Here is a 12,850-nt window from a genome sequence, read left to right as displayed (position 1 = left end):
CCGTGGTAGCGTCCGCGTCGGTTGCAGTCGTTCTTCTCCGATCGCCGCGAAGCGTCCGTGTGAAGTTGTGACGGTGGGCGTCGTCGATCGGTGCTGAGGTGCCACGACGGTGTCCACGCGACCTCCGGCTCTTGCTGTGAGGGCCGGAACCGTTCCATCTGAGAAGGACACACGCTATGCCGCAGGGCACCGTCAAGTGGTTCAACGCCGAGAAGGGCTTCGGCTTCATCGCCACCGACGACGAGGGACCGGACGTCTTCGTCCACTACTCCGCCATCGAGTCGAACGGATTCCGCACGCTGGAGGAGAACCAGCGCGTCGACTTCCAGGCCAGCCAGGGCAAGAAGGGCCCGCAGGCCGACTCGGTCCGCGTGATCTGACTTCTGCGCGGGCACGACCCGCGCAACACGGCGGCGCCGGCTCCCTTCGGGGATCGGCGCCGTCGTCGTTCCCGGGGTCAGCCGAAGGCCGGCCGCAGCCCCTCCCGCGCCCGCAGCACCGCCGCGACGACCACCGCCACGACGCCGAGCGCCGCGACCACGGTCACCGGCACCGTCCCGGCCGACGCGGACTCCACCGCGACCCAGACCAGCGCCCAGACGGCCGTCGCCGCGTAGGGGAGCGCCGCCGTCGTCCGCCGGGTCGCGACGCCCGCGGCCAGCACGCCGACTCCGAGCAGCACCGCGGCCGCCACCGGGCCGAGCGGGGCGCCCCAGTAGGTCAGCGTCACCGAGAACCCGGCCACGGTCGCCAGCGACACCCAGCCCGCGTAGAACGCCAGCGGGCCGTGCAGCAGCACCCGGTCCGCCGCCCCGTCGGCCGGGAACGCGGCGAGCCGGCGCAGCACCACGGCCAGGGTCACGAGCAGCGCCACGATCAGCAGCTGCGCGGTGCCCAGGAGTTCCTGGGAGAACACGACGATCCAGCCCGCGTTGAGCACCGCCGTCGCCACGAACAGCCAGCCGGTCGCCCGGTGCACCGGGCGCGACCGCTGCCCGGGCAGCGACTGGTACACCGCGTACACGAGCAGGGCCAGGTAGATGAGGCCCCACACGGAGAACGCCACCGTCGCCGGGGTGACCAGTGAGGGGTAGCGGTCGCTGAGCACCCGCTGCGACTCCCCGAACGTCCCGCTGCCGCCGAGCGAGCCCGCCACCGCCTGCAGCACCGCCGCGGCGAGCACCGCCCAGGTCCGTGCCGTGTCCATCCCGGTGGCCGGGCCTGCCGTGCGGCCCGCCCTCGCCGTCGTCGACGCCATGTCAGTCCTTCCGATCGTCACAACCATCTCGATGATAAAGACAATCGACGCACGAGGCATGTCGAGCGGTACGACGACCGGCACTGCGCCGGACGGCGGCGGGGTTGCCACCGGTCGTCGGCCCGCTGCGCCCGGTCACCCGCCGTTCACCGGTGGTCGCGACGCCGTGCGGTAGGCGCTCCCCGCTCGTCTCGCCGCTGCGCACCCTCGCCGCGTACCCCTCGCGAACTCGTGCCCGGAGCCCGCATCCTGGTGTTGTACTTCACAAGGAAAGCGGCACCACAGGGGTTGTCGCACAAGCGGAAGGAAGTGACCTCCATGTCCTGGTGGGACAGCTACCGAGCCGTCTACGGCGCGGAGCTGCGAGCGGCCGCTCGCGAGTACGCCGACCACGGTTGGCCGCTCGTGCCGGGGCCGGGCGCGGAGGTCATGCTCGCGACGGGCGACGTGCTCGACGTGGTCGAGGTCCCGGCGGCCATCGGCCGCCAGGTCTGCCGGACGCTGCGTGAGGCCGGCGAGGTCGTGCCGGTCGCCGCGACGCCCGAGGGCACCTGGTGGTTCCCGATGAGCCCGCGGCACGCGCTCCCGGCCGAGCTGAGCCTGCACACCGACGTCGTGCTGCACACCGACGGCATCGGCGTCGTCGCCCCGCCGACCGAGCGTCCCGAGGGCTGGGTGCAGTGGCGCGTGGCCCCGGCGCGGGTCGGCTACCGGGTACCCGAGGCCGCGGTCGTCGTCGAGGCGATCTGTGACGCGGTGCGCCGTCGCGGCAGCGAGCAGGCCCTGCCCGACGAGCAGGAGGCGCGGGCCGAGCAGTCCGGCGTCCCGGGCGCCCTGCGGCGCTGACCCTCCCGCGCGGCCCGGACGGAACCGAGGATCCGGCCCGCGCGACCGCGTACCGCCCGCCCGGGTTCCGTCCCGTTGCCGTCCCCGCCGATCACCTCGCGGGGACGCCGGGACCGGCCGGGTGGTACGCCCGGAAGCGGCGCCCGAGGGGGCACTTCTCCCTCGCCGCGCAGCCGCTCCACCGGCCACGGCCGGGTCCGGCGGGACATCCCCCGGGCCCGGCCGGGACCCACGGCGCGCGCCCCCGCCGCCCGATGTCGGTGTCCCCGGGCACTATGGGTGTGTGCAGACCTCCCGCGCGCCGGAGCGCCCGACCCCCGTCCCGCAGCGGGACCGCACCATCGGGTCCGTTCCCAGCGTCCCCCTCGGCGGCTTCGGCCCCGGTGACGAGCAGAAGCGGCGCGACCTGCGGCGCATGAAGGCCGTCGCCACCGGGTTCCTCCTCGGCGCGACGGTCGTGTTCTTCGTCGCGAAGTACTTCGAGGTCGTCCGCGGTGTCCCCGGGGCGGACTACGTCCGGGCCGCCGCCGAGGCCGGCATGGTCGGTGCGCTCGCCGACTGGTTCGCGGTGACCGCGCTGTTCCGGCACCCGTTGCGGATCCCGATCCCGCACACCGCGATCATCCCGCGCAAGAAGGACATGATCGGTGACAGCCTCGGCGACTTCGTCGGGGAGAACTTCCTGTCCGAGTCCGTCGTCCGCGACAAGCTCGAGCGGATCGGGGTCAGCGAGTCGGTCGGGCGGTGGATCGCCGAGCAGCAGAACGCCGACCGGATCACCACCGAGCTGGTCACCGCGGCGCGGGCCCTCGTGACCGTGCTGCGCGACGAGGACGTGCAGAACGTCATCGAGACCGTCGCGGTGCGCAAGCTGATGGAGATCCCGGTCGGCCCGCCGATGGGCAAGGCGCTGGAGGGTGTCCTGGCCGACGGTGCCCACCGCAGGCTGGTCGACCTCGTCTGCGACCGCGCCTACGACTGGGTCGCGGACAACCAGGAGATGGTCCTGCGGGTCGTGCACGACCGCGCGCCGTCCTGGACGCCGCGCTTCGTCGACGACCTCGTCGCCGACAAGCTGTTCGCCGAGATCCGCGGGTACGCCTGGGCGGTCAAGACCGACCCCGAGCACCCGCTGCGGCACGCCGTGGACCGCTACCTCGCCGAGTTCGCCCGCGACCTGCAGCACGACGAGACGACGATGGAGCGCGCCGAGCAGGTCAAGCGCCAGGTCGTCGAGCACCCGGAGGTGCAGCACTTCATCGGCCGCGCCTGGACGGTCGTGAAGTCCATGGTCCTCGACGCCGCCGACGACCCGTCGAACGAGCTGCGCCTGCGCGTGCGCGACGGCCTCATGGCCTTCGGGCGGAGGCTGGGCCGCGACGCCGAGCTGCGCGCGAAGCTCGACGGCTGGCTGGCGGACGCCGCGTCGTACGTCGTGCGGCACTACCGGCACCAGATCACCACGCTGATCACCGAGACCGTCGCCCGCTGGGACGCGGAGGAGACCTCGCGCAAGATCGAGCTCCAGGTGGGCCGCGACCTGCAGTGGATCCGGATCAACGGCACCGTCGTCGGGGCGCTCGCCGGCCTGGTCATCCACGCCGTGGGGGAGCTCGTCATCGGGTGATCGGTCGGGTGTCCCCGGACGACATCGCACCGTCACCGGGCCGTCACCGACGTGGCGCACGCCACGTGACCAGCGCTAGCACTGTGCTTGCAGGAGCTAGCAGTGCCGCGTACGGTCGGTTCCGTCAGTGAGGAACGGATCGAGGCGGAGGTGAGACGGATGGCCACCGAGCGCAAGCACGGAGAGCGTGAGTCCGTCGAGCCCGTCGAGCGCGTCGCGCAGGCCGTCGAGAGCGTCGGTCAGACCGTGGGGCACGCGGTGGAGGACATCGGGTCCTACATCCGCGCCCAGCGCGAGGCCGCCCAGGTCTCCATGCGGCAGCTGGCCCGCACCGCGGGCGTCAGCAACCCGTATCTGAGCCAGGTCGAGCGCGGACTGCGCAAGCCGTCCGCCGAGATACTGCAGCAGATCGCCAAGGGGCTGCGGATCTCCGCCGAGGCGCTGTACGTCCGCGCCGGGATCCTCGAGGAGCGGCCCGCCGGTCAGGTGACCGACGCGGTGCTCACCGATCCGACTCTCAACGAGCGGCAGAAACGTGTGCTGCTCGATGTCTACGAGTCCTTTCGCAGGGAGAACGGCCTCTCTGCCGGCACCACCGACACCCCCACCGATACGAGGAAGTGATCACCATGGCCGTGAACCTCCCCACCAGCGCCGACGTGCAGAAGCTGCGCGAGCAGACCGCCGAGCAGGCCGAGGTCGTCCGTACCCCGCTGCTCGCCGTGCTCGGCGCCGGCGACTTCGCCGTCACCACCGTGAGCAAGGCCGTCACCGACGCCCGCTCCACCGCCACCAAGCGCGCCGAGGAGGTCCAGACCCGCGTCCAGGAGCTCCCCGACGAGCTCAAGGAGCTCCGGGGCAAGCTGTCCTCGGACAACATCCGCAAGCAGGTCGAGGAGTTCCGCTCCGAGGTCGAGGGCGTATACGTCGGCTTCGCCCAGCGCGGTGAGAAGGCCTGGGGCCGGATCCGCAAGCAGCCGCAGGTCAAGCAGGCCATCGCGACCGTCGAGGGCCTGACCGAGAAGTTCGACACCCGCGTCGACGAGTTCGTGGACGAGACCCACGACGCCGCCGTCAAGACCCTGGGTGCGGTCACCACCCAGACCCGCTCGGTCGGCGAGAAGGTCGCCCGCCGCGCCCAGACCGCCGCGAGCGAGGCCGCCGAGGTCGTCACCGAGGTCTCCAAGGAGGCCGCCGAGGCGATCGAGGAGGCCGGCGACGAGGTCGCGTCCACCACGCGTTCGACCGCGCGCCGCACCGCCGCCAAGACCGACCCGAAGACCGCCACCGGCGCGAAGGTCCCGGCCCGCAAGCCGACCACCCGCCGTGGCACCTCGACGGCGTCCGCCAAGAAGTGACACCCGCCGGGCCCCGCGCCCGGTGAGCACGACCCGCGCCCCCGGCCGATCCATGATCGGCCGGGGGCGCCGTCGTGTGCGCGACGCGGATCGTCCCGCCCGGATACGGCGCCGGACGTGACCGTCGCCCGGGTTGTCCGTACTCTGGCCGAGTGTTGTCACTGTCAGGTGCCCCCGATGAACTGATCATCTTCGTGATCAAGTGGATCATGGTGGTGGTCGGCGGGTTCTCGTTCGGGCACGCACTGATGCAACGTGCGGACGCCTTCACCGCGGCGGGCAAGCTCACCAAGAACGCATGGCTGGGCATCACCGGCGTCGCGCTGCTGCTCCTGATCATCACGAACGGCCCGATGTTCGGCGGTGCCATGTTCTGGCTGGCCGCCACCGTCGCGACGCTGGTCTACCTGGTCGACGTCAAGCCCGCGGTGATGGAGGTCCAGGGCGGCGGACCGCGCTGGTGAACCACCCGGTCCTCGGGACGCTCACGGCCGTCCCGGCGCTGGACCGGCCCGACCTGCTCGCGGAGCCCGTCGCCGTCGCGCTGGCGGGGCTCGACGCGGGCCGGGTCGCCGTCGCCGAGATCGACCCGGACCTGGCCGACACCGCCGCGTTCTGCGCCGCCTACTCCTCCCCGGTCGAACGGGCCGCGAACTGCGTGGTCGTCGCCGGGAAGCGCGGCGGCGAGACCCGGTACGTCGCCTGTGTGGTCCTCGCGACGACCCGGGTCGACGTCAACGGTGCGGTGAAGCGCCGCCTCGACGTGCGCAAGGCGTCGTTCGCGCCGATGGACGACGCCGTCGCCCTGACCGGGATGGCCTACGGCGGCATCACCCCGATCGGGCTCCCCGCGGACTGGCCGCTCTGGCTCTCGCCCGGGGTCGCCGAGGCCGACGCGGTCGTCGTCGGGAGCGGGACGCGGGCCGGGAAGCTGGCGGTGCCCGGCGACCTGCTGGCGTCGCTGCCCGGCGCCGAGATCGTGCCGGACCTCGCGCGCTGAGTCAGCAGCCCGTGCTGCGGGCGGCCTCCGCGGCGGTGAACTCCAGCCGGTAGCCGCCCCCGCGGGGGAGTAGGACGGCGGAACCGTCGGTCGAGGTCCAGCCCGCGGGCAGCAGCAGGAACTGGCTGCCGGACTGCACGACGAGCTTGAGGCCGTCGTAGCGGAAGCGGTAGCCGGCGTCCGGCCCGGCGCACGGGGTCACCGTGACCCCGGGGCCGGTGAGGCCGAGCGACCGCTCGCTGTAGACGGTGGTGTCGGCGAGCCACGGCAGGCTCTGCTCGAACTGCACGCCCCGCCCGGCGCCGACGCCCGACGCGTACGCCCCGACCGCCCAGAACAGCCCGACGCCGAGCAGCACGAAGGACACGCCCCACTCGGTGACCGCGGCCGTCGCCGGGACCGGGCGGGTCCCGCGGGCGAGCCGCGCCGCCGCGAGCAGCGCCAGGACCGCCGCGCACAGGGAGAGTCCGCGCAGCTCCGGGACCTGCACGAACAGCTCCGCACCCGCGGTGTCGGCGACGGCGAGCGCCCCCGCACCGACGCCGACGGCCGCGAGCAGCGGCACCAGGACGCGGCGCGACCGGACCCGCGCCCGCTCCGAGAGCCGGGGGCGGACGAGCTGACGGCCCCACAGCACGAGCAGGACGGCCGTGCCCGTCAGGGCGAGCGGCGGGATCATCCCGTCGGCGCTGCGGACCAGGTAGTCGGCCGGGGTGAGGTCCATCGCGGTGTAGGAGACGCCGAGGTGGTCGAAGAAGCCGAAGGCGTGCATCCGGCCGAAGTAGAGGAGCAGCGCGGTCAGCAGCGTCGCCGGGGCGACGACGGTGCCGAGCGCCTGCAGGGCGCGGGGCAGGGACTCGGGTCCGGGCTGCGGCGCCGGATCCGTCGCGGCCGGCCCGGTGCCGGCCGGCGTCGGCGCGGGGGTCGTGGTGCGGCGCGGACCGGCGACGCGTCGTCGGCGCGGCGGTGCGGTCACCCGCCGCCGCGCCCGGTGTCGTCCTGCGGGGTCCCGCCCCCGGCGGGGGCGGGCTCGCCGCCGTCGCCGGGGACCGGGTCGGGCTCTTTCGCGGGGAGGCCGTCGATCGGATCGCAGCTGCTGTAACCGACGCTCACGCGAACGGTCTGCCCGAGGATGTCCGCGAGGTCCGTTCGGCGGCGCGGTGTCGTGTCGCATGCGAGCCAGCTCCCGGTGGCGCCGGGAGGTGAGGCCGCCCGGTCGATCACCACGCTCACGCAGCCGCTCGGTGCCGGTGCGCACCCCTTGAGCAGGATCGCCCGGTAGTCGTCGAAGGTGTAGTTGCCGTCGAGCAGCTCCGGGATCGAGCCGCGTGGCGGCGCGCCGCCGAGCCGGGGCGCGATCCGGGTCGGCTCCCCGCCCCCACCGGGACGGGTGGGCGGCGGCGGGCGTCTCGTGGCGCGGGAGGTGGTGGTGGGCGCGGCGGGGTCGTCGACGGTGGGGCCCGCGCGGGACGGGGTCGGCGCGGGGGCGGCTCCCGTGGTCCCCGGCACCGGCGGCGCCACCCCGCCGGTCGGGACGGGCGTGGGCACCGCGGCGGACGCCGTCGTCGCGGGCGGGACGATCCGGGGCGGCAGGTCCGCCGGGGGTGGGCCGCAGGCGGTGCAGGCCACGACCGCGCAGGCCAGCAGGCCGAGCCGGTTCCGCATCCCGACCTCCCGAGCGCGACCCGGTCACGCACCGGTGCCCCCGCGGTACTCGGTGTGCCCACGGTCGCCGTTACGTGCTCCGGTGTCCGCGTTCGCCCTGAGCGGACAGGACTCAACTCCGGGAAGCGGAGGGCCCTCCGTGTGGTTGGGCAGGACATGAGTGACGTGCTGACGCTCCCGGTCCTGCCCCTCGACGACGCCGTGGTCCTGCCCGGCATGGTCGTCCCCGTCCGTCTCGACGACTCCGACACCCGTGCCGCGGTGGACGCGGCCACCGCCGCGGCCCAGGACCGCGACGACGGGAGACGGGTGCTCGTCGTCCCCCGCATCGACGGCCGCTACGGCGCCATCGGCGTCGTCGCCGTGCTCGAGCAGATCGGCAGGCTCCCCAACGGGGACCGGGCCGCCGTCGTGCGCGGTGAGCGGCGCGCCCGCATCGGGTCGGGCGTCTCCGGCCCCGGTGCGGCGCTCTGGGTCGAGGCCGAGCCGGTCGACGCCGGCGAGCCCACCGGCCGCACCCACGAGCTCGCCCGCGAGTACAAGGCCCTGGTGATCGGCATCCTGCAGCAGCGGGGCGCCTGGCAGGTCATCGACTCCGTGCAGCAGACCGACGACCCGGGCGCGCTCGCCGACCTCGCCGGGTGGGCGTCGTGGCTCGACGTCGCGCACAAGGCCGAGCTGCTCGCCGAGACCGACCTCGACGCCCGGCTGGAGAAGCTCCTGGGCTGGACCAAGGAGCACGTCGCCGAGCAGGAGGTCACCGAGAAGATCTCGAACGACGTCCGCGAGGGCATGGAGAAGCAGCAGCGCGAGTTCCTGCTCCGCCAGCAGCTCGCCGCGATCCGCAAGGAGCTCGGCGAGGACGACCCGGAGGGCTCCGACGACTACCGCGCCCGCGTGGAGGCCGCCGACCTGCCCGACGACGTCCGCAAGGCCGCGCTGACCGAGGTCGGCAAGCTGGAGCGCTCGTCGGACCAGAGCCCGGAGTCCGGCTGGATCCGGACCTGGCTCGACACCGTCCTCGACATCCCGTGGAGCACCACGACCACCGACTCGTCAGACCTCGTGGAGGCCCGCCGCATCCTCGACGCCGACCACGCCGGCCTCGACGACGTGAAGGAGCGCCTCGTCGAGTTCCTCGCCGTGCGCGCCCGTCGCGAGCGCAAGGGCCTCGACACGGTCGGCGGCCGCGGCTCGGGCGCGGTGCTCTCGCTGGTCGGCCCGCCCGGCGTCGGCAAGACGTCGCTGGGGGAGTCGGTCGCCCGCGCGCTCGGCCGGAACTTCGTCCGCGTCGCGCTCGGCGGCGTCCGGGACGAGGCGGAGATCCGCGGTCACCGGCGCACCTACGTCGGCGCGCTGCCCGGCCGGATCGTCCGCGCCATCCGCGAGGCCGGCTCGATGAACCCCGTCGTGCTGCTCGACGAGATCGACAAGGTCGGCAGCGACTTCCGCGGTGACCCGACCGCGGCGCTGCTGGAGGTCCTCGACCCGGCGCAGAACCACACGTTCCGCGACCACTACCTGGAGGTCGACCTCGACCTGTCGAACGTCCTGTTCCTGGCGACGGCGAACGACGGCTCCGCGATCCCCGGCCCGCTGGCCGACCGCATGGAGATCGTGACGCTCGACGGCTACACCGAGCCGGAGAAGGTCGCGATCGCCCGCGACCACCTGCTGCCGCGCCAGGTCGCCAAGGCCGGTCTCGACGACGGCGACGTCGAGTTCACCGACGTCGCGCTGTCGATGATCGCCGCCGAGTACACCCGGGAGGCCGGGGTCCGGCAGCTGGAGCGGGGCCTGGCGAAGGTGCTGCGGAAGGTGGCCGTCCAGCTCGACGCGTCGGAGACCGCGCGCCCGGTGCACGTCGACGCCGACGCGCTCGTCACCTACCTCGGCCGTCCGCGGTTCACGCCGGAGTCCGCCGAGCGGACCTCGGTGCCGGGCGTCGCGACCGGGCTGGCGGTGACCGGCGCCGGTGGTGACGTGCTGTTCATCGAGGCCACCTCGATGGACGGCGAGCCGGGCCTGCAGATCACCGGGCAGCTGGGCGAGGTGATGACCGAGTCCGTCTCGATCGCGCTGTCCTACCTGCGCTCGCGCGGGCTGGCCGGTGACCTCGCGTCGCGGTGCACGTCCCGGCCGGTGCGGTCCCGAAGGACGGCCCGTCCGCCGGCGTCACGATGACGACGGCGCTGGCGTCGCTGGCCTCCGGGCGCCCGGTCCGCAGCTCGGTCGGCATGACCGGTGAGGTGACGCTGCAGGGCAAGGTCCTGCCCATCGGCGGGGTGAAGCAGAAGCTGCTCGCCGCGCACCGGGCCGGACTGACCGACGTGATCATCCCGAAGCGCAACGAGCCGGACCTGGACGACGTCCCGGCCTCGGTCCGCGAGGAGCTGCGGGTGCACCCGGTCGCCGACGTCTCCGAGGTCCTGGCGATCGCCCTGGAGCCCGCCCACGACGCGGCGACGGCCGAGCAGTCCGCGGCCTGACCCCCCGTCCGACCCGCGGCGTGAGCCGCACGATCCGGCGCCCGTCCCGCAGCATGCGGGGCGGGCGCCGTCGTGTGCGCGCCCCGCGCCCCGGGAAGTTCGCCGAGATGCAGCTCAGCGGGAATTGTCGATCTTCGCGCCCCGCTGAGCTGCATCTCGGTGAGTGCGGTCGAGGGCCCGGCCCACCTCGGCGACGATCTCGTCGGGCCGTCGGTGCATGTCCGGGGCGGTGTAGCGCAGCACCCGCCACCCCTCCGCGACGAGTCGGGTGTGCCGTTGCGCGTCGGCGCGGGCCGCCTCGGGCGTCGCGAAGTGGCCGCCGCCGTCGTACTCGACGCCGAGGTGGTGGTCCGGGTAGGCCAGGTCCAGCCACAGCGCCGTACGCCGGGCGTCGTCGAGGACCGGGTGCTGGGGCACCGGCCGCGGGAGGCCGGCCCGGACAAGGACCAGCCGGAGCCGGGTCTCGGGCGGGGAGCCGGCGCGCGGATCGGCCCACACCAACGCGTCGACCACCCGCCGGACACCTCGGGCGTGGGCGTGCCGGACCGCCAGGTTCAGCAGCACGTCCGGGGCGAACGACCCGCGGGACAGCGCGTCGACGGCGACGACACCCTCGGTCGGGGACAGACGCCGCGCGAGGTCGAACGCGGTGCGGACCCGCGTGGTGACCCGGGCGCCGCGGACCTCGGTCACCTCGTCGGGGTGCAGGACGTCGCGGCGGACGAGCACACCGTCACGGGAGCGGGCTCCGGGGTGCGCCGCACCGACGGTCACCTCGGCCGGCGCAGCCCACGGGGCGCACGACGCGCCGAGCAGCTCGGCGGCGGAGTACCCGCTGAGCACGGCGTCCGGTCCGGCCCAGCGGTGCGCCGCGAGCGAGCGGAGCCGCAGGTCGGGGCGCAGGTCGGCCGGCGCGTAGGTGTCCGGGAGCAGCCGGCGGTAGCGGGGCCCGCGCAGGAGGTCGGGTGTGACGAGACCCGACGCCACGGCCGCGGTCCCGCGGAACACCTCGGGCCATCCGGGGATCGTCACGCGCCGATCGTGCGCCGGCTGCCGTGGCCGTCGGACCGGATCGGCCGGACTCCGTCGCCATCGCGAACGAAGGACCTACGCCGAGATGCAGCTCAGCGGGCCGCGGAGATCCACAATTCCCGCTGAGCTGCATCTCGGCGACGTTCCGCCGCGCGACCCGGCCGGGCGAGCGGAGCGCAGGGCTGCGGGCTCAGCGGAAGACGACGGTCCGGTTGCCCTGGATCAGCACCCGGTCCTCCAGGTGCCACCGCAGCCCCCGGGCCAGCACCAGGCGCTCGATGTCGCGTCCCCGTCGCACCATGTCGGTCGCGGTGTCCCCGTGGTCGACGCGGGCGACGTCCTGCTCGATGATCGGGCCGGCGTCGAGGTCGGCGGTCGCGTAGTGGCAGGTCGCGCCGATCAGCTTGACCCCGCGCCGGTGGGCCTGGTGGTAGGGCCGGGCCCCGGCGAAGGACGGCAGGAAGCTGTGGTGGATGTTGATCGCCCGCCCGGCCCAGGCCTCGCACAGGTGCGCGGGCAGGACCTGCATGAAGCGGGCGAGGACGATCGCGTCGGGAGAGTCGTCGTCGACGAGCTTGCGGATCTCCTCGAACGCGGTGACCTTGCCCTGCTCGCGGGCCGGGTCGCCGGGCGCGGGGAAGGGCACGTGGTGGAACGGCACCCCGTGCGCGGCGACGACCGGCTCCAGCGACGTGTGGTTGCCGATCACGCGGGTGATCTCCACCGGCAGCTCGCCCGCCCACACCCGGCCGAGGATGTCGTGCAGGCAGTGCTGGTCGCGGGTCACCAGCAGCACGGCGCGCTTGCGGACGCCGGTGTCGGAGATGCGGTGCTCACCGCCCAGCTCGGCGGCGACCGGCGCGAACCGGGCGCGGAGCTCGTCGACGTCGAAGGGGACCGACGCGGCGTCGACGACCTGGCGGGTGCAGAACACCCCGGCCTCGACGTCGGCGTGGTACGCGGCCTCGGTGATCGAGGCGCCGAGCTCGGCGAGGAACGTGCTGATCCGCGCGACGATGCCGGTGCGGTCCGGGCAGGACAGGGTGATCACGTAGTGGGACATCAGGAGATCCGGGAGAGGGTGAACTGGGTCTCGGCGGCGAGCAGCTGCTCGATCTGTCCGGCGACCGCCTGCTCGATCTTCGCACCCACCAGCGGGACCTTGACCGTGACCTCGGCCCGGATCCGGACCTCGCTGCCGCCGTCGACGTCGGCGATCCGCATCACCGACCGTGCGGTGGCGGGGGTGCCGATGACCTTCACGGAGCCGGTGCCGTCGTAGACGCCCGAGTCGCCGGCCCGCCACTGCTCGCTGCGGTCGATCTGCAGGTCCCCGCCGGGCACGAACGACGACACGATCGACGGCAGGTGCTCGCCCGGGATCCCGTGCCGCAACGTGTAGCGGACGCCGTCGGCGGTGGTCTCGTACGCGGTCACCCCGGCCCCGGGGCCGCCGATGTGACGCAGCTGCTCCTCCAGGAGATCGCGGTCGACCATCGCCGCGTAGACCTTCGAGGCCGGGTGCGCGGACGTTGCGCGGTAGTCGATCGAGCGCGGCATGGGCGAAGGCTACCG

At 74.0% G+C, this 12,850-nt stretch carries 13 protein-coding genes and 1 pseudogene; 8 read left to right on the top strand and 6 right to left on the bottom strand.

Going from position 1 to position 12,850, the window contains the following annotated elements; translation table 11 throughout:
• Nucleotides 1-176 precede the first annotated feature (176 nt).
• Nucleotides 177-380, top strand: coding sequence for a cold-shock protein (locus KPL60_RS01435; protein WP_020627638.1), 204 nt, complete (start codon nucleotides 177-179; stop codon nucleotides 378-380).
• A 77-nt stretch (nucleotides 381-457) separates the two neighbouring features.
• On the opposite strand, the gene KPL60_RS01430 is transcribed toward KPL60_RS01435, so the two are convergent.
• Nucleotides 458-1,258, bottom strand: coding sequence for a TspO/MBR family protein (locus KPL60_RS01430; protein ID WP_226364629.1), 801 nt, complete (start codon nucleotides 1,256-1,258; stop codon nucleotides 458-460).
• 318 nt (nucleotides 1,259-1,576) lie between these two features.
• Here KPL60_RS01430 and KPL60_RS01425 point away from each other — a divergent pair, with 318 nt between their 5' ends.
• The 6 genes from KPL60_RS01425 to KPL60_RS01400 all read left to right on the top strand — a co-directional run bounded on the left by KPL60_RS01425 (nucleotide 1,577) and on the right by KPL60_RS01400 (nucleotide 6,089).
• Nucleotides 1,577-2,104 carry a bifunctional DNA primase/polymerase gene (locus KPL60_RS01425; protein ID WP_226364628.1) on the top strand — a complete coding sequence of 176 codons (528 nt, stop codon included), beginning with the start codon at nucleotides 1,577-1,579 and terminating at the stop codon, nucleotides 2,102-2,104.
• A gap of 283 nt (nucleotides 2,105-2,387) precedes the next feature.
• Nucleotides 2,388-3,731, top strand: coding sequence for a DUF445 domain-containing protein (locus KPL60_RS01420; protein ID WP_374203829.1), 1,344 nt, complete (start codon nucleotides 2,388-2,390; stop codon nucleotides 3,729-3,731).
• Between the two features lie 159 nt (nucleotides 3,732-3,890).
• Nucleotides 3,891-4,355, top strand: coding sequence for a helix-turn-helix domain-containing protein (locus KPL60_RS01415; RefSeq protein ID WP_062399838.1), 465 nt, complete (start codon nucleotides 3,891-3,893; stop codon nucleotides 4,353-4,355).
• A 5-nt stretch (nucleotides 4,356-4,360) separates the two neighbouring features.
• Nucleotides 4,361-5,089, top strand: coding sequence for a hypothetical protein (locus KPL60_RS01410; RefSeq protein WP_226354933.1), 729 nt, complete (start codon nucleotides 4,361-4,363; stop codon nucleotides 5,087-5,089).
• A gap of 209 nt (nucleotides 5,090-5,298) precedes the next feature.
• Entirely contained in the window at nucleotides 5,299-5,553 is a 255-nt protein-coding gene (locus tag KPL60_RS01405; RefSeq protein ID WP_062404096.1) for a DUF2516 family protein, read from the top strand.
• A complete protein-coding gene (locus tag KPL60_RS01400; RefSeq protein WP_226354934.1) occupies nucleotides 5,550-6,089 on the top strand; it encodes a YbaK/EbsC family protein in 540 nt (179 codons plus the stop codon). The genes KPL60_RS01405 and KPL60_RS01400 overlap by 4 nt, the downstream gene beginning before the upstream one ends.
• 1 nt (nucleotide 6,090) lies before the next feature.
• Here KPL60_RS01400 and KPL60_RS01395 read toward each other — a convergent pair whose 3' ends face one another.
• Both KPL60_RS01395 and KPL60_RS01390 read right to left on the bottom strand, forming a co-directional pair.
• Complete coding sequence (locus KPL60_RS01395; RefSeq protein ID WP_226354935.1) at nucleotides 6,091-7,065, bottom strand: hypothetical protein; 975 nt, start codon at nucleotides 7,063-7,065, stop codon at nucleotides 6,091-6,093.
• Nucleotides 7,062-7,754: a hypothetical protein gene (locus tag KPL60_RS01390; RefSeq protein ID WP_226354936.1), complete on the bottom strand. Its 693-nt coding sequence runs from the start codon at nucleotides 7,752-7,754 to the stop codon at nucleotides 7,062-7,064. Before KPL60_RS01390 ends, KPL60_RS01395 begins: the two co-directional genes overlap by 4 nt.
• 156 nt (nucleotides 7,755-7,910) lie before the next feature.
• Between KPL60_RS01390 and lon the strand changes: the two are divergent.
• A pseudogene (gene lon, locus KPL60_RS01385) lies at nucleotides 7,911-10,243 on the top strand (endopeptidase La).
• Nucleotides 10,244-10,357: 114 nt separating this feature from the next.
• Here lon and KPL60_RS34410 read toward each other — a convergent pair.
• The 3 genes from KPL60_RS34410 to KPL60_RS01370 all read right to left on the bottom strand — a co-directional run bounded on the left by KPL60_RS34410 (nucleotide 10,358) and on the right by KPL60_RS01370 (nucleotide 12,835).
• On the bottom strand, nucleotides 10,358-11,275 hold the full coding sequence (locus KPL60_RS34410; protein ID WP_226364627.1) for a DUF559 domain-containing protein: 918 nt from the start codon (nucleotides 11,273-11,275) through the stop codon (nucleotides 10,358-10,360).
• 190 nt (nucleotides 11,276-11,465) lie between these two features.
• Complete coding sequence (gene purU / locus KPL60_RS01375; RefSeq protein WP_226354939.1) at nucleotides 11,466-12,338, bottom strand: formyltetrahydrofolate deformylase; 873 nt, start codon at nucleotides 12,336-12,338, stop codon at nucleotides 11,466-11,468.
• On the bottom strand, nucleotides 12,338-12,835 hold the full coding sequence (locus KPL60_RS01370) for a DUF2505 domain-containing protein (protein ID WP_062399848.1): 498 nt from the start codon (nucleotides 12,833-12,835) through the stop codon (nucleotides 12,338-12,340). The genes purU and KPL60_RS01370 overlap by 1 nt, the downstream gene beginning before the upstream one ends.
• Between the last annotated feature and the right edge of the window lie 15 nt (nucleotides 12,836-12,850).

Origin of the sequence: Pseudonocardia sp. ICBG162 (genome assembly GCF_020496225.1) — a bacterium.
In the GTDB taxonomy this organism is placed as follows: Bacteria; Actinomycetota; Actinomycetes; order Mycobacteriales; family Pseudonocardiaceae; genus Pseudonocardia; species Pseudonocardia alni.
This window is presented reverse-complemented; position numbering and strand designations above follow the sequence as displayed.